The following is a 22,366-nucleotide window of genomic DNA, read 5'->3' on the forward strand; positions in this document are numbered from 1 at the left end:
TAGCTGCACCCCGCTCATCAACACACCCCGCTCACCAACACACCCCGCTCACCTCAATCACGGCCGTGCCCCGCTTGAGCTGCCCTTTCCCGGGCCGCTCAAGCGGGGCACGGCCGTCTTTGCGTGGTTAGCCAGCCAGCCGTTTCTGCGCCCGGACAAGCGTGGCGCCAACCCGCCGTCGTATTGCCCAGGGGTCTTCGAGCTGCTGCCAATCGAGCCGCAGAAATATCCACCCTTCTTCGGTGAGGGCATTTTCACGCCTCCGTTCAGCCAGAAGTACTTCGTCTGCCGGCTTGTAATCGCCGTATTTTGCTTTGCCGTCGAACTCAATGACCACCCTGGAAGCCGGGTCCGCAAAGTCTGCACGGAAGAGCCCGGCGCTCGTCGGAATCTCGTACTGGGGGACAAACGAGTGAAGGCCAAAGGAATGCAGCAACAGGCGTGTGCGGGTTTCTCCGGCAGATTCCGAACGGACGTCCAGGGCATCCAGCACCGCAGCCGCACGCATGCTCCCCCGCTTCACCGGACTTTCCTCAAGCATCTTCCTCATGCTCGCCAGGTCCGCCCCCTTCCGCAAGGCATCGTCCCCGATCACGGCGGCAGCGTCGAGACGGAGGATCCTGGCACAGTCCAGTACTGTGCGTTCCAGGCTGGTTACCTGAATGTCCCTGCCATCGGCAGTCTGCAGCGTGATGAGGTCTGAGGAGTCCAGCGGAAGGCGGTGGGTCCGAACATCGGTCCCAGTGCTCGTGGCGGAGTTTGAATAGCTCGTGGTGACATGGACCAACCGCCCACAGTTCCAGACCTGGCACGAGTGAAGTCGCGCGGCACTCGAATGGCTGTAGCAAGACGTTCCACCCGTGGATTCGTAGTGTGCGTGGATCCGCAGGTCGTCACGCTCCCACGGTGTGAGTCGATTCCATTCGTCAGTGCGCACATACGCCCCGCGGCGCAGGCGAAGCAACACCCCGGAGCGAACACCGACAGTCAGCACACGATCACCCAGTTCAGCCAGAGCGAGTTGTTGAGTGGAGGCAACGGCACGTGCTGGCCAGCGCGAGTCGATGACCGTGATCAGCTCGTGGGGGTTCATGGTTCAAGGCTGGATGCCTGAGCCTCGTATCGGCAGGCCCCAGGGGCCGTATGTGGAAAAGTCAGCGGTCCAGCTCTTTGCTCCCGCGCCTCCACGAGCCCTACGACCGGCCCCAAGCCACAAAACCGCTCCCGCCCAAGGCCGGTCAAGCGGGACAGGGCCGGGTCCAGCCTCCACGAGCCCTACGACCGGCCCCAAGCCACAAAACCGCTCCCGCCCAAGGCCGGTCGAGCGGGGCAAGGCCGGTCAAGCGGGGCAAGGCCGGGTCCAGCCTCCACGAGCCCTACGACCGGCCCCAAGCCACAAAACCGCTCCCGCCCAAGGCCGGTCGAGCGGGGCAAGGCCGGTCGGGCCGGACAGGGCCGGGTCCAGCCTCCACGAGCCCTACGACCGGCCCCAAGCCACACGACCGCTCCCGCCCAAGGCCGGTCGAGCGGGGCAGGGCCGGTCGAGCCGGCCGGACCCCTCAGGTGGACAGGAACTTCAGGTAGCGTTCACCGGCTTTCCGGAACCCTGCCGCTGTTGCTGAGCCCAGGGGCTTGGCCTCGTCAAAGGTTACGGGCACGACCGCGGCAGCCTTGCCACTCCCCTGCAGCGCCCAGGTGCCCACCACCTCACCGCCTGAGACGATGATTTTCTTGAAAACGCCGTTGCCGCCCGGGACGATCTTGTCTACATGCTCCGGGGAAAGCACCAGGCTGCGGTCCGTGTAACCGAGCAGAAATTCGTCGAAGGCGGGGAGGGCCAGCACCGAACGCTGCCCAGGTACGCCGGCGTCGAGCATTTCCGCCGTGGAGGGCGACAGCCAGTAGGTGGTCCCCTCAAATTCCAGCTTCACAAGCTCGGACCCGACCGATCTCAACCCTTGGCGGACCTCGGTGAGGGGGATGCCGGACCACCAGGAAAAATCGCGTTCAGTGGCAGGCCCGTGGCTGCGCATGTAACGAAGAACCCATTCAGCAATGCCCTCCTCGCGTTCCAGGCTCCGCGACTCGGGAATCCACTCGTCGAACGCAGAAAACTTCTGCTGGTTTCCAGCCAGTGGACCAAGGACGATCGAGGCGGTTTGACACAGCAGACCCAGCAGATGGACTCCGCGCTGCTCCTTGGTCACCTGGCCAGCAGCCTCGAAGGCCGCGAACATTTCCTGCCGGGTGGCTGCTTTTCCACCCGTCAGCACTTCCAAGGCGACGTCACGGCACAGTTTGATGTCGCCTTCGGAAATCTCAAGTTGCCGGTGCCGTGTCGCAGCCCCCCGGATCATCCGCGGGGTGGTGATGCTCAGCATCCAGCGCAGGTCCTCCGGAGCCACCAGATGCAACGTCCCACGCATGGGCCAGGAACGGACGATTTCGCCGGCGTCAAGGGCAGACCGAACCGATCCAAGCCCTGCACCAGATGAGCGCAGGCCCACCGCCCAGAGTGCTGCCGGCAGGTCCTGGGCCTGCATTGCGGTCATCCACCGGACCGTCTCAGGCACGGAGCCGAGGCCCTCGCCCTGTACACCTTGGGATACCAGACGCAGCCGCCCCATAATCCGGGCCGAAAGCCGCACGGGCACGTTCGAAGAATCGCGGGTGGGAACTGAAGCTGAGTCGCCCGCCGAATGCTGAGCCTGCGCCTGTGCCGTCATGGCAACATCCTAGGACCAGCTGCGGACGAATACAGTCCGCGGTGAGCCACTCCCTGGACTTCCGTGCCGATAAGGTGTCCTGGTCCGATATAAGCCCGGTCTAAAAGCAAAGTACAGCCAACTCCCAGTTGGGGCCCAGCCCGCGCTCCTACGCTGAATTCATGACCATGGGTGACTTATGGCCCCTCCTGCGGCCCGTATGCCGGAGGCTCGCCCTGTTGGGTTGGGCCTCCAGCGCTGCAGGCATGGCTGCTGGACTTGCCGTGGCTGTGGCCAGCGGGACCAGTCTTTCACCGGCCATGGCGACGCTGCAGCGGGTCTCTTCGGCAGGCATCGTGCTGGCAGTATTCAGCTTCACTGCGGCGGTATTTCTCCAGCCGCACCAGGAAAGGGCCGCCGAAGCTGCTCGGGAAGCTGCTCCGGACACCGGGGAAGCGCTCCCATCCACGCTGCGAAGCTTTCTGCCCGGCACAGTGGTACTCCTGCTTGGAGCCGTGGCCTTCGCGGGAGCCGGACTGCTTCTTCGAAGCGGGCCCAGTCCCCAATCGGTGGCCTTCTGCCAGGTCTTCGGACTGGCAGCAGCGGCATCGGGCTTCACCTATCTGCTGTTCACCAGGGCGGCGCCGCACCCCCCGACGGAAAACAGGCCATCCAGCCCACCTCCAGAAAGCTGAACTACAGCTCGACGCCGATCAGGAGGGGTTCCGGATGCAGTTCAATGCCAAAGCGTTCGACGACGCCGCGCCTCACCTCACGCGCGATAGCCGCCATATCGGAGGCCTTGGCGGAGCCGCGGTTGGTGATGGCCAGGGTGTGCTTGGTGGACAACGCAGCCCGGCCTCCCGAGACGCTGTCCGGTTCCAATCCGAAGCCCTTGGCGAAGCCCGCCTTATCGATGAGCCAGGCAGCTGAGAGTTTCACCAAGCCATCGGTACCGGCCGGGTAGCGGGGCGCGTCCTGTGGCAGCTCGTCCGCGACAGCAGGAGGAACGATCGGGTTGGTGAAGAACGATCCCGTTGAGTAGGTGTCCCTGTCCGCGGCATCCAGGACCATACCCTTGGAGGCCCGGAGCCGCAGCACTTCCCGCCGTACGTCATTGGAGTACGCCCTCTTGCCCTGTTCGACTCCAAGCGCACGCGCCAGTTCGGCATAGCGGATGGGTGCACTCATACGGCCTAGCGGCAACTGGAACTCGACCGTGAGCACCACAAACCGGGGGGACCCCTTCACCGTTGTCTGCTTCAGCAGGGAATCCCTGTAGCCGAACTTCAGCTCGGAGTTCGTAAACGTCCGCACAGCGTTCTGCTCCCGGTCCCACGTCCGCACGGCTGCTATGGTCTGCGAGACATCTGCTCCGTACGCACCCACGTTTTGAACCGGAGTGGCGCCCGTGGAGCCGGGTATCCCGGAGAGGGCTTCGATGCCGGACCAGGCGTGCAGCACCGCGTGCTTCACCAGGTCATCCCAGTTGTGGCCCGCCTGGACCACCACGGCCACCCCGCCGCACGATTCTTCGGCGCTGACTGTGAAACCCTCGGAGGCGAGCTTCAGGACGGTTCCGGGGAACCCGTCGTCGGAAATCAGGAGATTGGATCCGCCGCCGATGATGAGCAGCGGCTCCCCCGCGGCGTCGGCGGAACGCACGACGTCGATGATCTCGGCTTCCGTGCGGGCCTCCACGAAGGTGGCGGCGGGACCGCCGACGGCGGCAGTGGTGAGTTCGGCGAGCAGCGTCTGGGTCACCTCAACAGCCTAACGGGGATCGAAGGATCCACAGTTTCAGCCAAGCCTGACTACGGCTTGGGCCTTCATCAGCACTTTTTGTCCTCCGGAGACGACGGTGAGGTCCACGCGCGCAGTCTTGGCATCCTCATCGAGTGCTCCGACTGCACCGCTGACCTCGATGCTGGCGCCGGGCTCGTCGGTTCCCGTGGTGTCGGTTACCGGGACGGGCTTGGTGAAGCGGGTCTGGAAATCCACAATCGCTGCCGGGTCGCCAGCCCAGTCGGTGACCAGCTGCACGGCGGCTCCCATGGTGAACATGCCGTGGGCGATGACACCGGGGAGGCCCACACCCGTGGCGAATGACTCGTTCCAGTGAATGGGGTTGAAGTCCCCCGAGGCGCCGGCGTACTTGACCAGATCCTGCCGGGTGACGCTGATGGTACGGCTGCCAAGATCCTGGCCGATAGTGAGGTCTGTGAAGGAAGGTGTCATGGTTACTGTTCCTCTCCGCGAACCAGGATCGAGGATGTGGTGGTGGCGACGTTCCTGCGTGAAGCGCCCTCTGACAGGGCGAAAATCTCTGAACGGGTAGTGATCATGGCCCCGCCGCCCATGGAGCGGACTCCGTCCACGTGGAGTTCAGCCACCAGCCTGTCGCCGGCGATTATGGGCCGGTGGTGGACAAAACGCTGGTCTGCGTGGACCACGCGGGAGAAGTCAATGCCGGAATCCGGATCCTCGATCAGCTGGGCATCGGCCCGCTGCGCAACGATGATCGCAAATGTTGGGGGTGCCACCAGGTCCCGGTGTCCGAGGGCGATGGCTGCGTTCAGGTCGAAATGGGCGGGATGCGTTGCCTTGACCGCGCGGGCAAACTCGCGGATTTTCTCGCGGCCGACGTCGTACACCTCTGCGGCAGGGTAGCTACGGCCCTGCAGATCCGGATTGATACTCATGGCCTCAAGCCTATCGTCCGGGCGGACTACCTCTTGTAACCCTTCCGGATCTGTTGACCCCGGACCACCAGGCCCACAATGTGCAGGACGAGCCCCAGCCCGATCACCGGCAGGGACGCCACGGAAAGTCCCTGGTTCTGCGAGGTGTTGCCCAGAATATTGAGGATGATCCCGACGGCGATCAGCCCCATCGCACTGAAGACGACGATTTTGTACGCGGTTGAGGCCGAGGCCCAGAATTCGTTCAGCACCGTGCCAGTTTACTGGCTGTTCAAAACAGTGATTTCAAAACAGGGACTCCTGAACTGCCGGTACCTCGGACCGATGATTGCCCAGTTCGATCCTGCGGGCCTTGAGCAGGCCGAGGCTCACCACGAACTCGAGCTCGGAACCTTCGATGGACGCAAGGGCGTAGCCGCCGTTGAGGGAATTGATCCGGAACCCGTGCACGCCCTCGCTCAAATCGTGCGGGTACGGGTGGCGGAATCCCGAGCCCGGTAAAGAGACCGGATCCGCCTGGGACGGACGGATCCACTGCTCATCCACCACAGCGAATCCTCCCAGGGCTGCACCCGCGAGCAGCGTGCGGACCTTGCCTGCCAGCTGCTTGTTCCATGCATCCAGCCCCACTGCGGGGGACGGTTCGGTCAGGGCAGCAGCCTTTGCTGCAGACCGGATCTGTTGTGGCAGCCCTGCCTCCCGGCTGACCATGTCCTCCAGCACCCTGACGATCCGGCCGTCGTCGGCACGCGCAACATACCTGGCAACCACAGCACCCTGTTCGGCGAGGCGGTTCCACTTGCGCAGGTTCGACGCCGTTCCTACTTTGCTGGCGCCGTCCCCGAACGTTGCAATATAGAGCCAGTGCTGCTGGGACAGATAGGCACGCAGACCTGGCGGCACACGCCCGCCACGGTGGAAATCGTGGATCAGTCGGGAATCGTCCACCACGAAGCAGCGCTCACACTGGTTCCCCTTCACGGCGGGAGCCTGCTTGGGGCACAGGACGTGATCGCGCTCGGATGCCGAGTGCACCTTGTGGTGCCCGAGGCAGAATTTTCCGGACTCGGACAGGCGGAAGCCAAGGTGGGTGCCGGTGGCAAGCGGGATCCCACTGAACCCGCCGCCACGGTGCTCAAGCCGCAGGTGTGGGGTTCCGCCGTCGGCTCCCGGACGCGCGGCCGCAGGACCATCCCAAAAGACCCCGTGGACCAGATAAGTGGAATCGGTCACGGGGTCCCCTGTGGATCAATAGTGGCGTACTGAGAGTCAGAGCGCGGGCTGTACCCCAAAGGCTACCGCGAGCTTGATGATCTTTTCTGCCCGGCCCAGGCGCGGAAGGTCGGAACCGTCCCGGATTACCCGGCCGTTGGCCTCGAAGTCAGCCATGAAGTCAGTGGCCCATGCGACGTCCGAGGGCGTGGGGCTAATGACCTCGTTGATGACGCTCGTCTGGTCGATGGCAAGGCAGAGCTTGCCGGTCATGCCCATCATGACTGTGATGCCTGTTTGCTCACGCAGGATCGGGTGGTTGGTTCCCACGGTGGGGCCGTCGATAGGGCCTGGCAAGTTACCGACCCGGCTGGCGACGACAAGTTTGGCACGGGGGTAGGCCATGGCTTCGGGCGTAGCTGCCATGCCGGTGTCGCGGCGGAAGTCGCCGGAACCGAAGGCGAGCCGGAAGACGCCCTGGGCTTTGGCGATGTTGTTGGCTTCTTCAATGCCGACTGCCGATTCGACGAGGGCGATGACGGGAGTGTTGCCGTCCATGCGGTGGAAGCTCTCGGTGACCTGGTCTGCGGACTCGGTCTTTGCAAGCATCACGCCCAGAAGCCCGGGGGTGCCGCGCAGTCCGGCAAGGTCTGCTGCCCAGAATGGGCTGGTGGCATCGTTGATCCTGACCCAGGCCTTGCCTCCGGCTGTCAGCCATTCGATGATGTTCTGGCGGGCAGCGTCCTTCTGGGAAGGGTCGACCGCATCTTCGATATCAAGAATGATCGAGTCAGCGCGGGAGACAGCAGACTGCTGAAAAAGCTCCGTCTTCATGGCGTTGACGAGAAGCCAGGAACGGGCAATTTCAGCGGGAATACTGCGTGTCGGCCGTACAGTTTCGGCGGCGGTGGTAGACGTCATACATCTACCGTATCCGGCGAGGGCGGCCTACGGCGAAGTAATGCGCTTACCTGTTGTGAACAATATGACCAATTCTCCCCTTGGAAACGGGACCATCCCGCCCGACACGCCGGAAGAAGGCCTGCCGGGCGGGATGCACTTTCCGGCAAGTGTTACTTCGCCTGCCAGCGCAGCCAGACCGTGGTGTTAGCCGGCAGCCTGCCACCTTCCAGGGGCCCGCTGCTGACCAGAAGTTCCCCGGGGGGAAGCTCGACTGACTCCTCGCCGAAGTTTGTCACAACGTGCCAGCCGCCCGGACGGGTGAAGTGCAACACTTCGCCTTTGGCGTTTTCGTGCCAGGTCAGTTCCTCCGCAGCCTGCAGCTCACGGCGCAGGCGCAGGGCCTGACGGTAAAGCTCCAGGGTGGAACCTTCCTGCTCCTCCTGAACCCCGACGGCGTAATCGCTGAACCATCGCGGCTGCGGAAGGTGGGCACCGCCGTCGCCGAACCCATAGGAAGCACCCTCGGCAGTCCAGGGCAAAGGCACGCGGCAGCCGTCCCGGCCGATCTCGACACCCCTGTTGCGGAAGAACGACGGGTCCTGGCGCTCGGACTCGCGAATCTCCGACACTTCCTGAAGGCCGAGTTCCTCGCCCTGGTAGAGGTAGGCGGAGCCTGGCAGTGCCAGCATCAGCAGGGTGGCGGCCCTGGCCCGGCGAAGGCCCAGCTCACGGTCCAGCTCCTCCTCGGGTGCCCCTGCGAGGAGCCATGCCTTGCCGTCCTGGCCCTTGCCGCGCTTGTGCGCCTCGGGTGTGGCTTTGGGCAGGCCGTAACGCGTGGCGTGCCGGACGACGTCGTGGTTGGAGAAAACCCAGGTGGACGATGCACCGGTAGCGGCCGCTTCCAGAAGGTTGCGCGTGATAATTTCCCGGAACTCCCGGGCGTCGAAATCGGCCTGGAGGAGGTCGAAGTTGAAGGCCTGGCCAAGGCCCTTCGGGCTGGCGTAGCGCGGACGGCGGCTTGCATGGACCCATGCCTCGGCGACGGCGGTGCGGGGCGGGTTGTACTCGTTGAAAACCTCGCGCCACTCGGCGTAGATCTCATGGACCTCGTCACGGTCCCAGAACGGATGCGAGCCGTCCAAAGTGCCGTCCTCGGTACCGATTTCCAGCTTGGACTGCAGCGGTTCGGTCAGGTCCTTGGTGAGGGCGTGGGCCACATCGACCCGGAACCCGTCCACGCCACGGTCCGACCAGAACCGGAGCGTCTTGAGGAAGTCATCGCGGACCTCCCGATTGGCCCAGTTCAGGTCCGGCTGCTCCTTGGCGAAGATATGCATGTACCACTGCCCCGGGCTGCCGTCCGGCTCGGTTATTCGCTCCCAGGCGGGACCGCCAAACACAGAGTCCCAGTCCGACGGCGGGAACTCGCCGTCGGGACCCTTGCCATCGCGGAAGATGTAGCGGTCACGTGCAGCAGAGCCCTTGGGTGACGCCAGTGCCTCCTGGAACCACTCGTGCCGGTTGGACGAGTGATTCGGGACGATGTCCGCGATCAGCTTGATGCCGGCTGCATGCAGGGCTGCTGACATCTCTGCGAAGTCTTCGAGGGTGCCCAGCTTCGGGTCCACGTCACGGTAATCGTCGACGTCGTACCCTCCGTCGGCGAGCGCCGAGGGGTAGAAGGGGCTCAGCCAGACGGCGTCGATTCCCAGCTGTTTCAGGTAAGGCACCTTGGCGGTGATGCCTCTGATGTCGCCTAGTCCGTCCCCGTTGGAGTCAGAGAAGCTGCGCGGGTAGATCTGGTAAACGGAGGCCTGGCGCCACCAGTTGGGATCGGTTGCGAGGTCAGAATCGGACAGGGTTGCCAGAGTGGCAGTGGTGGACAAGGGGATTTTCCTTTTCTGGTGTGTTTGTTTGATTGGTATTGAAGGATTGGTCGGCCTGGCTGACGGCCTTATTTGACTGCACCGCGCATTACTCCGGAGAGTACCCACCGCTGAGCCAGGATGTACACCACGAGGGTGGGCGCCATGGCCATGAGGTAGGAAGCGAAGGCGAGACTGTAGTCAGTGTTGAATTCGCCTTGGAAAAGCATCTGCACCACGGGGAGAGTCTGCAGCGCAGGATCGGCGATCATCATCTGCGGCAGCAGGAAGTCATTCCAGGAGCCGAGGAAGGCGAAGATGCCCACAGTGGCGTTCATCGGGGCCAGCAGCGGAAAGATAATCTTCCGGAACACCTGCCATGTGGTGGCCCCGTCCATCCGCGCTGACTCCTCCAGCTCCACCGGGATGGAGCGGACAAACGCGATGTACAAGAGGGTGTTGAACGAAATGCCGCCCAGGACGTGCAGGAAGATCACTCCGCCCGGGTTGTCCAACCCCAGCAGGGCCGTCTGCTTGATAAGCGGCAGGATGATGACGGGAAACGGTATGAACATGGCCGAAAGCAGATACACGAACGATCCGCGGAAAAACTTCCGGTGCCAGTTGCGCACGATTGCGTAAGCGACGAGCGAACTGGATGCCAGTGCACCAAGCACACTGAACACAGTAACAAACGCTGTGGACAGGAAGGCCTTGGGAAAGTTCGTAGCTACATAGGCCTCAGCGAAGTTGTTCCAGTTCATGGGTAAGGGCCAGGCCAAGCCCGTGCCGGTGCCGATCTGATCCGCCGACTTCAGGGCCATGGCAACCGTGAAGTAGAGCGGCAGCAGGATGGTCAGCGATGCAACAAGCATCAAGGCAGTCAGCCACCAATTGACCTTGAAGCCTTCCCGGGAGGAGCGGCGCACAAGCGGCCCGCGCATAGGCGCCTGGCGCCGGTCATTGGCGGCGGAAGCGGAGTGGGGCTGTGCTGTGGATGCGGTCATTAGAGTGAGACCCCCCGGCGCTGGATGAGGCGCAATTGAATGACGGAGATGAGCAGGGTGATGAGGAAGTAGATGACGGCGTTGGCCATTTGGTAGGAGTAATCGCCTCCGGTGAAGCCCGAGAAGATCCGCATGGCCACCGACTGTGTCGCCATGCCCGGGCCGCCGCCCGTGAGCCCGACGATGATTTCGTACGTGCCCAGGAATCCCTTGAAGCCGAGGATAACGTTGATGACCAGGTACCCGAGGATCAGCGGCAGTGTCAGGTGGGTGAATTGGCGCCAGCTCCCCGCACCATCCAGGTCGGCCGCCTCGTAGACCTCCGACGGAACGCTTTGCAGGCCCGCAAGATAGATGATGGTGGCCCCCGGTGCCGCCTGCCACACGGTCACGAGCACGATGGCGATCCAGGCGAGGTTCTCGTTTGCCAGGATGCTGCTGGCCAGCGGTGTCAGTCCGAAGCGCTCGGCAAGGACCGGAAGGGTGTTGGAGAACAGGTAGTTGAACACGAACGAGACGATGAGGGCCGAGAGGACCATGGGGATGAAGAAGACGGTGCGGATGCCGGTGCGCCACTTGATTTTGGCATTCAGCCCGAGCGCGATGGCCAGTGACACGACGTTGACCACCACGGTGGTGGTCAACGCGAAAAAGAACGTGAAGAGGTAGGACTGCAGAACCGCCGGGTCCTTGAAGATGTTGACGTAGTTGGTGAGGCCGATGAATTTCCAGTCACCGTAGCCCGCGTAATTGGTCAGGCTGAAGAACACTCCGACGAGCGCTGGAAGGGTAATGAAAAAGGCGAACAGAGCCAGCACGGGGATCAGCATCCAGTAGAACGTTGGATCAACTTTGTCCCTGGTCTGCCGGAGTGGTGGAGAACCCACGGGTGGAGAATCCGCGCTCGCGGTGTGGCGGGTTGACGGCGGCGTCGCCTGTCCCACCGAGGAAGTTGTGGTCATTGCTTGCTCCTGAAGGTGGGGGTCAGACGGCGGTGCGTTCGGCAACGCGGCGCCACTCGGCGTCGAGGTCCCTGAGGAACTGCCCGGCGTTGCGGTTGTAAACGAAGGATTGGATGTAATTTCCCAACGGGACCGACGGCGGGAAGTACGTGCCTGCGCCCTGGTAGTAGCGCCCCTCCGCCACATAAGCAGCCAAGCCGCTGATCTGCGGGTTACCCACCGCCGGAGCATTCATGAGGGGCGAGAATGCGGCGTTCTTTTCGTTGAAGGTGTTCACCACCGACGGCTCCAGGAGATAGTTCACAAACCTCTCCGCAGCAGCCCGGTTGGGTGTGTTCCGGGTGATGGACAACGCCATATCCACGTTGACGCGGGCTTTGGTATCGGCGGGATTGTTGGTGGCAGGCAGCGGGAAGGTACCCAGCTGGATGTTTTTGTTGGCTTTGACGAGTTCTGACAGCGCCCATGGCCCTTGGAGATACATGGCTGCCTGTCCCCTGCCGAAGGCCGCATTGCCGTCGGCATAATTTTTGCTTGACGCCCCCGTTTGCGTGAACGCGGTGAGCTGCAGGATCTTGGGAAGGGCCGGTCCGAAGTTGCTGGAGAAGGACTCGGGAGCATCTTCCCTAATGTCGGCACCTTCTGCGTAGAGACGGGCGAAGAAGTCCTCCACATCCACGGTCCCGCCGGTGACGTAGTCGAACGCACCCTGCTGAAGGGTCCAGGTGTCCTTGAACGTTCCGTAAATGGGGGTAATTCCTGCCGCGCCGAAGATCTCGCAGGCTGCCAGAAACTCATCCCACGTCGTCGGCACAGCCACTCCATTCTGAGCGAAGATGTCCCTGTTGTAGATGACTCCGGCCCCGGCGAGGGAAAACGGAATGGCGCTGGTTTCACCTTTGTACTGGCCCCAGGAGTTGACCAGGGCCTGGACCTTGGGATCGATGGTGGCAGCGGACGGCAAATCTGAAAGATCCGCAAAAACGCCCTTCCGGGTGAAGTCTGCAGTTGCTTGGGCGAAACCACGCGTCACGACGTCAGGCGGGTCATTCCGGACCAGCGAGGGCACAAAGTTGCCTTCGTTGAAGTCCTGGACCACGTGAATATCCGGATTCAGCGCTTCGAAGTCCTTGATCACCTGGTTGAAGTACGCCACAACTTCAGGTTTGTTCTGCATAAAACGCAGCTGGGTGACGCCCTTTTGCTGCGCTGGTGAAGACGTTGCGCACGCTGAAAGGGGCAGCAGCGCCGCGGTGCAGGAAATGCCTGCCGCCTTGAGCAGCAAGCGTCGGCTGGGCAAGACGGCCGTCATAGCCCACGTCCGCCCTGGCGGCGGCCAGGGCCGTGTCGAAAAATTCTCACTGTTGCTCCTTTGCAAAAGGGCCGGGCAGTTCGCTGATGACGAACCTCATCTGAATGAACATTTTATATAGGTTCTAAATTTAGTTCCTCAAGTATTATGTGAGCAGAGCCACAGGGAGGTCAAGAGGGATGTCTGAAATTACGGCCGGGACGCCTCAGTTGCTGCGGCGGGTGAATGCCGAGGCCATTTTGCTAGTGATGCGTTCAACCACCGCAGTCACCGTGACAGAGCTGATTGAGGCAACCGGCCTGACACGGGCCACAGTGATCGCCGTCTGCGAAGATCTGGAGCAGCGGGGATGGGTGCGGGAACTTCCAAACCAGCGCGATTTCGGGGGATACCAGAAAGGGCGCCCGGCGCGGCGGTTCGAACTCAATGAGCGTGCGGGTTACGTCCTCGGAGTAGACGTGGGCGTAGCAAAGACAACAGTGGTGGTGGCTGACTTACGCGGCACACTGCAGGGCCGCGCGAGCCAGCCCTTCCGGTCAGCCGAGATCCCGGCAACGGAAAGGATCGAGGTCATCGACCGCACGGCCATCGCCGCTCTGGAGGACGCCGGAGCATCTCCCCAGGACGTTATGTCAGTCTGCGTTGGCATCGCCGCTCCCGTTGACCGCAAGGGGGACGTCCTGGTCACGCAGAGCTTTTGGGGCAAGTTCGACGTCGGACTTCGCTCCGCACTCACGGACCTGCACGGCTGGAACGTCCTGCTGGAGAACGACGCAAATCTTGCGGCCCTGGGCGAACGATGGCGCGGATCAGCCGTTGGCATCGACGACGTTGTGGTGATTCTCGCCAGTGAGCGCTTTGGCTCCGGGGTCATCGAAGACGGCAGGCTGCTTCGGGGATCCGGCGGAGGTTTCGGCGAGATGGCCTATCTGGACCTCGTGGAAGGCGTTGGCGATCCCTTCGGCATCGCTTCACTGGCACGGCGCTGGGCCGCGGAAGCCCTCGCCAGCCCCGCTAAGACAACCTTGCGCCCGTCAGCACCGGGCACTGAGGTAGAGGCAGAGGATGTTTTTGCGGCCGCTGCGGCCGGCGACGCCGTCGCCCTGGCCATCCTCGACCGTCTGTCGGACCGCGTGGCGCGGGTGGTGGCCACGGTCTCCACCATGGTGAACCCCGAACTTGTGGTGATCGGCGGCGGCGTTGCAAAGTCCGCCGGCGTCCTGCTGGAGTCAGTGGCCGAACGCCTCCCGCAACTGACCGCCACGCCGCCTCGCCTGGCCGCCTCGCCCCTGGGCGATGCCATCGTCACCGTCGGGGCAGTGCGCCGCGCCTTGGACCACGTCGAAGCCAATTGGCTTGAAATGGAACCTGCCGCAGCATCCTGACCGCAGTCTGTTAGCGCTCAGTAGACGGTCTGCAGGGCTGCAGCTATGGGCAATGAGCCGTCCCGGAACTCGATGGTGCGTCCGGCAGTCTCCGGAAGGCCAAGCACGGCCGCGGCCACCAGCGCCACGTTTGCACGGGAGGTGGCTTTGCCCTTTGAGGTGTCTGCCGGGTTGACGTCGATGAGCCCGTTCCCCGGGCCGTTGGTGAGGGTACCCGGGCCGAGGATGGTCCATTGGAGACCGCTCCCCCGCAGATATTCATCCGCAGCGGCCTTCGCGTCGGCGTAGGGGAAAAAGCCGTTGTCCTCCGGAACACCGTGTCCGGGCCCGGCGCCCAGATACGAGACCATGATGTACCGCCGTACGTCAGCTGCTGCCGCCGCATCCATCGAGCGGATGGCGGCGTCCCTGTCCACCGCATAGGTGCGTGCCGGATTGCCGCCTCCTGCGCCTGCCGACCACACCACAGCATCGTGGTTCTGCAGGGCGACGGCGAGCTCCGCCGTCGTCGAGGTTTCAACGTCAAGGATGGACGGCGTTGCACCGGTGGCGGCGACATCGTCCAGATGGTCCGGATTGCGGATGTAGGACGTGACGCCCTGCCCCTGTGCGGAGAGAATGGTGGAGAGCTGCAAGGCCACTTTGCCGTGGCCGCCGATGATGGCAATACGCGTCATGCAATCATTGTGCCTCAGGCGGCCGCCTGGGGCGGGAAGGAGCCGTGATGCAGCAGGTCAACGCAAAGTACATCAACTTCGCGTCCATCATCGACAAGAGCACGCTGGAGCAGAACCTGAAGACATCCTCCATGCCCTTCATCTGGCCGCACCTTGCTTCGATGCCGGACGCGCACCTTGGGAAGGGCGCCGCCGTGGGGTCGGTCATCCCCACGGTGGGCGCAATCATTCCGGCTGCAGTCGGCGTCGACATCGGATGCGGGATGATCGCGGTCCGCACACAATTCAGCCTCCCTGACCTGGACCGCAGGGACCGGAAGGTACTGCGGGTGGCCATCGAACAGGCCATCCCCTTGTCGGCCGGAAAGAACAACCGAAGGCTGACCGAAAGTGCCGCGGCAAGGGCCAAGGTCCTTGAGGCCGATGCCAGGAATGCAGGGTTCAACCCGTCCACCTATCTTGAGAACTGGGACCTCCAGCTCGGGACCCTCGGATCGGGAAACCACTTCATCGAAGTTTCCCTGGACCAGGATGATCATGTTTGGCTGTTCCTGCATTCCGGCTCGCGGGGCGTGGGAAACAGAATCGCGCAGCACCACATCGTTGTGGCCCAGGAGTACTGCCGACGCCGGTCCATCACTGTGCCGGACCGGGACCTTGCGTACCTGGAGGAGGGCACGCTGGAATTCAGCCGGTACATCGCCGAACTGATGTGGGCGCAGAAGTTCGCCCTGCTGAACCGTGAGGAGATGATGGATCGGGTTGTCCGTGCCGTGACGCATTGGATGGGAGAGCCCGTGGTGGAGAAGGAGCGCATCAACTGCCATCACAACTACACCACCAGGGAACGCCATTTCGGGAAGGAAGTGTGGTTGTCCCGGAAGGGAGCCATTGACGCCTCCCCAGGCAGACCCGGCCTCATTCCGGGGTCCATGGGAACCAGGTCCTACGTGGTGGAGGGGAAGGGATTCGCACCTTCCTTGAATTCAGCGCCGCACGGGGCGGGGCGGGAGTATTCCCGTACAGCCGCACGGAAGACCTTCTCCCGGGAGGAACTGCGCAAAGCCATGAAAGGCATTGAGTACAGGGATACGGACGCGTTCATCGACGAAATCCCTGCCGCCTACAAGGACATCGACATTGTTATGCAGGACGCCGAGGACCTCGTGGCTGTGAGGGCAACGCTGCGCCAGATCATCAACGTGAAAGGTGACTAGTCCGGGTCGCTGTTTGGCCGCCCGCGGGTTGGGGTACGTGAAGGGTGCAGCGGTAGTACGTTGCACCGATTCTTAGGAGAGTCTTAGGAGAACTGCATGAACTACTCGGCCAGCCCCAATGAAAAGGCAATCACCGCCGGTGAACTGAACCGCAGCCACGTCGGTCACACCATCAGCTTCCAGTCGAACGACTTCACGGTGGTTTTCGGGCGGATCGCGGGAATTGCAAGAACTGACGTCCAGGTCTATCTGTCCCTGGATGGTGTATCAGGCGGCACCCATTTGAAGGACGAGTACGACCTCCCCGTCGGCCATGAGGTCTACCTGCAGCTGGATCCCCTGAGCGGGGCAGGAAAGGCCCTCTCAGACGCGGAGAAGACCATCAAGGAAAAGCTGGACGACATCGTTCGGAACCTTCGGGACCGGGAGCAAAAGGCCGGTTCCGAGTAAGCGCTCAAGGACCTGCCGGCCCCTGCGATGAAACGAAGATGGCTGTCCGTAACCGTCTTAATCTTCGTGCTGCTGGCCACGGGCTGCGAAGGCCCCGTACCGTTCCAAACAGACACCGACCCTCCCGAAGTCTCCGGGTCACCGCCGACACAGGCTCCGACGTCGCCCCGGACGACGGCGGCCCAGACACCCGCGCCCGCAGCGACGATCCTCCGGCCCGGCAAGTACAGGTTCAACGCGGCCACGGGCGCAACCGGGACAATGGAAATCCCCGCTCCGCCAGTGCCTGGGATCGAAGAACTCAGGACCTTTGTGAATGAAGCTCCGGTCACGTACCTCACCGCCGTCGTCGATAACCGGCAGGGATCGGTCGCTATCAATATGGACAGCATCAGCATTTTCACCCCGGAAGGTGCCGAATATAAATATCAGAGCGCATCCGACTACATCAACAAACTTCGTGAGGCGGTGCCGGCCGAGGCGCCGGCGGAGATCCGGAGCAGGTTCGATGAGCTTTTCAAGGCGCACCTTGGCGATGCACCGCCCCTGGCTGCAAAGGATTTCGTGCTTGTTGGGCCCGCAGTTCCCAACGAAATGAGCGAAATCATCGTCCACCCCACCAGCGGCTTCCATCCGGTCCCGGCGGTGCCTGCAAACAATTAATGTGCATGGAGCGTTTCACATGGACGGACGGTGGGTATGGGCTTGATACCACCGATGAACTAAGCCATGGGGTCTCAGTCGGTGGGAGGCGGCTCGTTATGTCAAAACGGGGGTGACGAGCCGCCGCCTCAAACCCCTTGCAGCACCCCCACTGCGGAGCCGTCTCAGAGCAGGGCAGTGCCCACTTCCCCCCTCGGATCCCCTAGGGCCAAACACCGAATCGCGATAAAATGACGGACAAATACGTCTCGGCGGTGAGGTGAATGTCCAGCAAGCAGGAAGGGTCCGATGGCCTGGGCGCAGGCTGCGTGTTCTGGCTCCTGGCGACGCTGATCTGGCTGGTCGTCACCCATCCATGGGTGCTCCTGATCCCGATCGCGATCTGGCTGTGCATCTTCCTTTCCAACCGTCCAAAGAAAGTGCGCGGTCGGCCTCCCCGTCAGCCAGTGGCCCCCACACCGGCGCCGAGGACCATGGTCGCAATGCCTCCCGTGAGGACGAACACGCCGGTACGACCTCCGAAGGTCATCCCTCAGCCAGTCAGGATCGCCCCTCCCGACTTCATTGCGAAGGACCGGGAATACAACAGATATCTGGCCAGAACATGGGACGAGGAGTTCGAGGCGCTGGTCAAGAAGCATGACCGGTTCCCCCCGAAGTAAGGAAAAGACCCCGGAATCTCAAGGATTTCGGGGAGCCACGCTCTAGTGAGGGGATGACCATGCGTTCATCACCGTGCTGGCTCTGACGCGACTCCCAGCCTTTCTGCCTTATGGAATCCATCGAGTTCGGACTGTGGCGCTAGTTTCCCTCTGCGCCACAACCGCAGCTTTCCCGCACGATCAGCCGGACTGGAAGTTGCCTCTCCACGGGGGCGGAGCGGGGATCCGTAAGTGCGTCGGCGAGGATTCTCACAGCTGTGCGCCCGATCATTTCCATTGGTTGACGAATGGTAGTCAGTGAAGGCCGAGCCAGGCGGCCTGCGGCAATATCGTCGAAACCGGTTACGGCCACCTGGTGTGGGACCCGGATTCCGGCGGCCTTGAGCGTGTCCATGACCACCAAGGCCTCTTGGTCGTTGGCGCAGACGAAACAGTCGGGGAGGGACCCGGAGGCCAGGAGGTCAGCGATTAGGCCGGAAGTCACTGCATTGGCGCCGGGATGGCCCTCCAGCGGAGGGGGTACGTCCAGTCCATGTGCATGCAGGGCAGTCCTGAAAGCGTTGTATCTGGCTTGTGTCTCGGCGTTCGGGATGGTGACGAACATGAATTTCCGGAACTTGTGAAAGCCGATCAAATGCTCCATCAGGTGCCCGATGCCGGAGGCATTGTCTATCGTGACGCGGTGAAGGCCGCTGTCACCGGAGGGGTCGGAAAGTTCAACAACGGGAATCCGGGCGGAGATCCGACGGGATACTTCAGCGGGAATGGTGCGGGCAAAAACGATCAGTCCGTCGACCCGGCCGGCAATGTCAGTCACGGCCCTTTCACCGCTTGCCTTGTTGCCTCCCCCGAGCATAAGCGCGTAACCCCGGCGGAAGCACTCCAGCTCAACGCCCCGTTGGACCTCGTCGACCCATATCGGGAACATCCGGCAATCGCCATTCGCTTCCGAGACATCCTCGTCGTCGTTTTCCTCTGCTTCCGGCAACAAATTCAAATAATCGAACGAGAAGAGCCCGAGAGCCCCCGTCCGCCCTTTGGCCAGACCGCGGGCGCTTGCACTGGGAACATACCCCAGCGCGCGCGCAGCCTCTAAGACTGAGTCCCTCGTCGAATCCCTTACACGGTGAGGCTGTGTGAAAGCAGTGGAAACCGTGGCGATCGAGACTCCTGCCCGCTTCGCCACGTCATAAACCGTTGGCCCCTTGACCATCGCCACCCTCTTCCTGCCAGCTCCAATGCGCTTAACAATAGGCCTTCAATGATGAATTGCTGCGTTTGAATCGATGGAAGGCCGAGGGATTCCGCGAAAAGTGTTGTCAAAGTCACACTGATGCGCTTAGATTGTGTCTCAGTGCCCGAATTAGCGGTATCTACGCAGATTTATTGCCCATAATCGAAGCGCTTCAGTTCAGGGATTTGTCCCACTGTTGGCGCCCGGGGCGCCTGATTGAAAGGAAAGAACATGATCCATGCTCCTGCGGACACAGGTGTCCGGCTCAGGAAAGCGGCCGCGCTTGGCCTGGTCGCCGGGTTGTTGCTAACCGGTTGCGGCCGCGGCAACGAGGTCGCCAGCGGTACAGAGACCGGCAAGGCTATCGCGGCCGGGGCCGCCACCGGAACGATCAATTTATGGGCTCAGGGCGGGGAAGCGGAGTTGCTTCCGGAATTCGTGAAGGATTTCGAGGCGGAGAACCCCGACGTCAAGGTCAATGTCACCGCCATCCCGTGGGATGCGGCGGTCAACAAGTACCAAGCAGCCATTGCCGGAGGTACCACACCGGACATTGCCCAGATGGGCACCACGATGATGACCGATTTCGGTGACGCTTTCGATCCGAAGCCGGCTGAGATCGACACGTCCGGGTTCCTTCCGAGTTCGGTCAAATCGACAGAGGTCGCCGGTACGGCCGTGGGTGTCCCGTGGTATGTAGACACCCGTGTCTTCTTTTTCCGTAAGGATCTGGCCGAGAAAGCGGGCTTCACCGAATTCCCCACTACATGGGAGGGCCTAACTGAGATGGCGAAAGCCCTGAAGGCCCAGCCAGGCGTGGAAGACCCCTTCCAGCTGCCGGTTAAGGAACTCCAAGGCATGCTTCCGTTCCTTTGGTCCAACGGAGCTGAATTCATCACCAAAGACAACTCCAAGTGGACCTTCGACACCCCTGAAATGGTCGAAGCAATGAAGTACTACCAGAGCTTCTTTACTGAGGGACTGGCCAACAAGAACCCACCGACGGGCGCCGGCGCCGGTGAAGCGGCCTTTGTCAACGGAACCGCTCCCGTGCTGATCGCAGGACCGGGCCTTCTCGGGCAGCTCAACAAGGCCGGCGGTCCCGGCTTTGAGGACAAGTACATGGTGGCGAAGATTCCCACGAAAGTTACCGGAACCTCCTTCATCGGCGGATCCAACCTGACGGTTTTCAAGGACGCCAAAAACCGGGACGGAGCCTGGAAACTGGCTGAGTGGTTCTCCAAGCCGGAGGTGCAGGCCAAGTGGTACAAGGTCTCAGGAAGCCTGCCCGCAGTTGAGAGCACCTGGAAGGACCCCGTGCTGGCCGGCGACAAGAAACTCGCTGTGTTCGGTGAGCAGTTGAAGGACACCAACTTCCCGCCCACGATCTCCACCTGGACCGAGGTGGCCGGCGCAGCGGACTCCGAACTGGAAAAGATCGTCAAGGCCGGAAAGGACCCCGCCGCAGCAATGAAGGATCTCCAGGCGACCGCGGACAAAATCGGGACCGGCAAGTAATCATGGTCACCACTGAAACCAGGCGGGCTGGCAGCTTCCGGGCTGTCCGCCCGCCCAGGGCCCCCGAGCGTCTGGGCCCGGCCGCCAGACGCCGCCGGCAGTCTGTCATCGCCTGGCTGTTCGCCTTGCCGTTCGTCCTCATTTTCGGCTTCTTCATGCTGGTCCCGCTGTTTTCCTCCTTCCTGCTGTCCTTCACGGACTTCACCAGCAAGGACGTCCGGAACCCCCTCGGCGTAGGATTCGTCGGACTGGACCAGTTCGCGGAACTCTTCGGCAACCAGCAGTTCCTTCACTCAATGCTCAACACGGGATACTTCGTGATCGTCGGGATCCCGTTGACGATGGCCGTCGGCCTGGCCCTGGCAGTGGCTTTGAACAACGGCATCACCCGCTTTCGCAGCGCCTTCAGGGTGGGTTTCTATACCCCGGTCGTGACCAGCATCGTGGCTGTGGCCGTTGTGTGGAGGTTCATCTTGCAACCGGACGGGCTGCTGAACCTCATGCTGGGCTGGGTAGGGATAGCCGGACCGGACTGGCTGAACAGCACTGAATGGTCCATGCCGGCGATGATCATGATGGCTGTCTGGCGCAACATGGGCACCCTGATGATCATCTTCCTGGCGGGCTTGCAGAACGTCCCCGTGGATGTGTTGGAAGCGGCGCAGGTCGACGGCGCAAACGCCTGGCAGAGGTTCATCCGGATCACACTGCCCATCCTGCGGCCCACCCTGCTGCTGGGCGCGGTACTGCTCTCCGTAGGTTTCCTGCAGTTTTTTGAAGAACCCTTTGTCATGACCAAGGGCGGACCCCTGGACTCCACGTTGTCGGTGAGCTACTTCACCTTCAACCAGTTCGGATACGGAAAATACGGCCTGGCCTCGGCCGCCAGCTACGTGCTGTTCGTGGTCATCGCGCTGCTGAGCCTGATCCAATTCCGCGCCCTCCGCTCCAAAGACTGAAGCGAGTAGACAATGACCGATACAAAAACCGCACCGCTGCGGGATCGCCCCACCACCCGAACGTTCGCCACACCGCGATCTGGGCGCTACTCAGCTTGGAAGAGGCAGGGCTGGGTTTACGCCGCCCTTGTTCTCGCCGGAGCCGGGACCGTGCTGCCCTTTGTCTGGATGCTGCTCGGCTCCTTCAAAACCCAGGGGGAACTGCTGCGGAGGCCCGTCACCTGGTGGCCGCAGGACCCCACGCTGGACAACTACGTGCGCTGGTTCACTGAACTGCACATAGATCTCTTCTTCATGAACAGCCTGCTCGTGGCCGTCGTAACGGTCCTGGGAAATCTGCTGTTCTGCTCAATGGTCGGGTATGCGCTGGCCAAAATGGACTTCGCAGGAAAGCGTGTCCTGTTCCTGCTCGTGATGGTGACCCTCATGGTTCCCGGTGTGGTGACCTTCGTCCCGCTGTTCGTGATGGTCAGCAAGCTGGGCCTGGTCAACACCTACCCGGCGCTGATCCTGCCCTTCCTGGTCTCACCGTTGGGGGTCTTCCTGATGCGGCAGTTCATGATGGGGATCCCGGACTCCCTGATCGAGGCGGCCAGAATCGACGGGGCAGGGGAACTGCGGACCTTCACCAGGATCGTGATGCCCTTGTGCGGACCGCCACTGGCAACACTGGGGATCCTCACGTTCCTCGGCTCCTGGAACAACTTCCTCTGGCCCCTCGTGGCCGCCCAAAGTGAAGAAAAATACACGCTACCCGTTGCTTTGTCCTTATATTCGACCGGGCAGAACGCTACAGACTACGGCCTGCTGCTGGCAGGTGCGGTGCTGGTGATCGCCCCCATAGTTGCCCTGTTCATAGCCCTGCAACGCTTCTTCATCCAAGGCGTAGCCGCGACCGGAATCAAGTAAACGCTCTCAGGCAATCCTCCAAAC

At 62.3% G+C, this 22,366-nt stretch carries 23 protein-coding genes; 9 read left to right on the forward strand and 14 right to left on the reverse strand.

All coding sequences use genetic code 11. The features are described 5' to 3' along the window. Window positions 1-127 precede the first annotated feature (127 nt). A complete protein-coding gene (locus tag MU551_RS06865; protein ID WP_247041914.1) occupies window positions 128-1,093 on the reverse strand; it encodes a hypothetical protein in 966 nt (321 codons plus the stop codon). A gap of 466 nt (window positions 1,094-1,559) precedes the next feature. Continuing rightward, complete coding sequence (locus MU551_RS06870) at window positions 1,560-2,627, reverse strand: winged helix DNA-binding domain-containing protein (RefSeq protein ID WP_247042347.1); 1,068 nt, start codon at window positions 2,625-2,627, stop codon at window positions 1,560-1,562. A gap of 260 nt (window positions 2,628-2,887) precedes the next feature. On the opposite strand from MU551_RS06870, the gene MU551_RS06875 reads away from it, so the two are divergent. After that, on the forward strand, window positions 2,888-3,400 hold the full coding sequence (locus MU551_RS06875) for a hypothetical protein (RefSeq protein ID WP_247041915.1): 513 nt from the start codon (window positions 2,888-2,890) through the stop codon (window positions 3,398-3,400). Between the two features lies 1 nt (window position 3,401). Here MU551_RS06875 and MU551_RS06880 read toward each other — a convergent pair whose 3' ends face one another. The 10 genes from MU551_RS06880 to MU551_RS06925 all read right to left on the reverse strand — a co-directional run bounded on the left by MU551_RS06880 (window position 3,402) and on the right by MU551_RS06925 (window position 12,668). After that, window positions 3,402-4,469, reverse strand: a complete 1,068-nt coding sequence (locus MU551_RS06880) for a UDP-N-acetylmuramate dehydrogenase (RefSeq protein ID WP_247041917.1) — start codon at window positions 4,467-4,469, stop codon at window positions 3,402-3,404. A 36-nt stretch (window positions 4,470-4,505) separates the two neighbouring features. Further along, entirely contained in the window at window positions 4,506-4,943 is a 438-nt protein-coding gene (locus MU551_RS06885; RefSeq protein ID WP_247041918.1) for a MaoC family dehydratase, read from the reverse strand. 2 nt (window positions 4,944-4,945) lie between these two features. Further along, the gene (locus MU551_RS06890; protein ID WP_247041920.1) at window positions 4,946-5,407 is read right to left on the reverse strand and encodes an FAS1-like dehydratase domain-containing protein; all 462 of its coding nucleotides are present in this window, start codon (window positions 5,405-5,407) and stop codon (window positions 4,946-4,948) included. A gap of 26 nt (window positions 5,408-5,433) precedes the next feature. After that, complete coding sequence (locus MU551_RS06895; protein WP_247041922.1) at window positions 5,434-5,658, reverse strand: DUF3188 domain-containing protein; 225 nt, start codon at window positions 5,656-5,658, stop codon at window positions 5,434-5,436. Between the two features lie 34 nt (window positions 5,659-5,692). Next, window positions 5,693-6,640 carry a DUF2797 domain-containing protein gene (locus MU551_RS06900; protein WP_247041923.1) on the reverse strand — a complete coding sequence of 316 codons (948 nt, stop codon included), beginning with the start codon at window positions 6,638-6,640 and terminating at the stop codon, window positions 5,693-5,695. Window positions 6,641-6,676: 36 nt separating this feature from the next. Next, the gene (locus MU551_RS06905) at window positions 6,677-7,540 is read right to left on the reverse strand and encodes an HpcH/HpaI aldolase/citrate lyase family protein (RefSeq protein WP_247041925.1); all 864 of its coding nucleotides are present in this window, start codon (window positions 7,538-7,540) and stop codon (window positions 6,677-6,679) included. Between the two features lie 152 nt (window positions 7,541-7,692). Beyond that, the gene (locus MU551_RS06910) at window positions 7,693-9,408 is read right to left on the reverse strand and encodes a glycoside hydrolase family 13 protein (protein ID WP_247041927.1); all 1,716 of its coding nucleotides are present in this window, start codon (window positions 9,406-9,408) and stop codon (window positions 7,693-7,695) included. 68 nt (window positions 9,409-9,476) lie between these two features. Further along, window positions 9,477-10,394 (reverse strand): carbohydrate ABC transporter permease, encoded by a 918-nt coding sequence (locus MU551_RS06915; protein WP_372489808.1) that lies wholly within the window; start codon window positions 10,392-10,394, stop codon window positions 9,477-9,479. Further along, complete coding sequence (locus MU551_RS06920) at window positions 10,394-11,356, reverse strand: carbohydrate ABC transporter permease (RefSeq protein WP_281506968.1); 963 nt, start codon at window positions 11,354-11,356, stop codon at window positions 10,394-10,396. Before MU551_RS06920 ends, MU551_RS06915 begins: the two co-directional genes overlap by 1 nt. A 22-nt stretch (window positions 11,357-11,378) precedes the next feature. Beyond that, complete coding sequence (locus MU551_RS06925) at window positions 11,379-12,668, reverse strand: ABC transporter substrate-binding protein (RefSeq protein WP_247041929.1); 1,290 nt, start codon at window positions 12,666-12,668, stop codon at window positions 11,379-11,381. Between the two features lie 179 nt (window positions 12,669-12,847). Here MU551_RS06925 and MU551_RS06930 point away from each other — a divergent pair, with 179 nt between their 5' ends. Further along, a complete protein-coding gene (locus MU551_RS06930) occupies window positions 12,848-14,053 on the forward strand; it encodes an ROK family transcriptional regulator (RefSeq protein WP_247041931.1) in 1,206 nt (401 codons plus the stop codon). Between the two features lie 17 nt (window positions 14,054-14,070). Here the strand turns inward: MU551_RS06930 and MU551_RS06935 are convergent, their stop codons facing one another. After that, window positions 14,071-14,730 carry an SDR family oxidoreductase gene (locus tag MU551_RS06935; protein WP_247041933.1) on the reverse strand — a complete coding sequence of 220 codons (660 nt, stop codon included), beginning with the start codon at window positions 14,728-14,730 and terminating at the stop codon, window positions 14,071-14,073. A 47-nt stretch (window positions 14,731-14,777) separates the two neighbouring features. On the opposite strand from MU551_RS06935, the gene MU551_RS06940 reads away from it, so the two are divergent. The 4 genes from MU551_RS06940 to MU551_RS06955 all read left to right on the forward strand — a co-directional run bounded on the left by MU551_RS06940 (window position 14,778) and on the right by MU551_RS06955 (window position 17,722). Further along, window positions 14,778-15,947 (forward strand): RtcB family protein, encoded by a 1,170-nt coding sequence (locus MU551_RS06940; RefSeq protein WP_247041935.1) that lies wholly within the window; start codon window positions 14,778-14,780, stop codon window positions 15,945-15,947. Between the two features lie 96 nt (window positions 15,948-16,043). Beyond that, complete coding sequence (locus MU551_RS06945) at window positions 16,044-16,397, forward strand: hypothetical protein (protein WP_247041936.1); 354 nt, start codon at window positions 16,044-16,046, stop codon at window positions 16,395-16,397. 27 nt (window positions 16,398-16,424) lie between these two features. After that, a complete protein-coding gene (locus tag MU551_RS06950) occupies window positions 16,425-17,060 on the forward strand; it encodes a hypothetical protein (RefSeq protein WP_247041937.1) in 636 nt (211 codons plus the stop codon). Window positions 17,061-17,323: 263 nt separating this feature from the next. Next, the gene (locus MU551_RS06955; protein ID WP_247041938.1) at window positions 17,324-17,722 is read left to right on the forward strand and encodes a hypothetical protein; all 399 of its coding nucleotides are present in this window, start codon (window positions 17,324-17,326) and stop codon (window positions 17,720-17,722) included. 139 nt (window positions 17,723-17,861) lie between these two features. Here the strand turns inward: MU551_RS06955 and MU551_RS06960 are convergent, their stop codons facing one another. Continuing rightward, the gene (locus MU551_RS06960; protein WP_247041939.1) at window positions 17,862-18,935 is read right to left on the reverse strand and encodes a LacI family DNA-binding transcriptional regulator; all 1,074 of its coding nucleotides are present in this window, start codon (window positions 18,933-18,935) and stop codon (window positions 17,862-17,864) included. Window positions 18,936-19,187: 252 nt separating this feature from the next. Between MU551_RS06960 and MU551_RS06965 the strand changes: the two genes are divergently transcribed. From MU551_RS06965 to MU551_RS06975, 3 genes are read left to right on the forward strand one after another with little or no spacing between them, the layout of a single operon-like run. Next, window positions 19,188-20,474 (forward strand): extracellular solute-binding protein, encoded by a 1,287-nt coding sequence (locus MU551_RS06965; protein ID WP_247041940.1) that lies wholly within the window; start codon window positions 19,188-19,190, stop codon window positions 20,472-20,474. Between the two features lie 2 nt (window positions 20,475-20,476). Then, window positions 20,477-21,433, forward strand: coding sequence for a carbohydrate ABC transporter permease (locus MU551_RS06970; RefSeq protein ID WP_247041941.1), 957 nt, complete (start codon window positions 20,477-20,479; stop codon window positions 21,431-21,433). A 12-nt stretch (window positions 21,434-21,445) separates the two neighbouring features. After that, complete coding sequence (locus MU551_RS06975; protein WP_247041942.1) at window positions 21,446-22,342, forward strand: carbohydrate ABC transporter permease; 897 nt, start codon at window positions 21,446-21,448, stop codon at window positions 22,340-22,342. Window positions 22,343-22,366 lie beyond the last annotated feature (24 nt).

Source organism: Arthrobacter rhizosphaerae (assembly GCF_023062595.1).
Taxonomy (GTDB): Bacteria; Actinomycetota; Actinomycetes; order Actinomycetales; family Micrococcaceae; genus Arthrobacter; species Arthrobacter rhizosphaerae.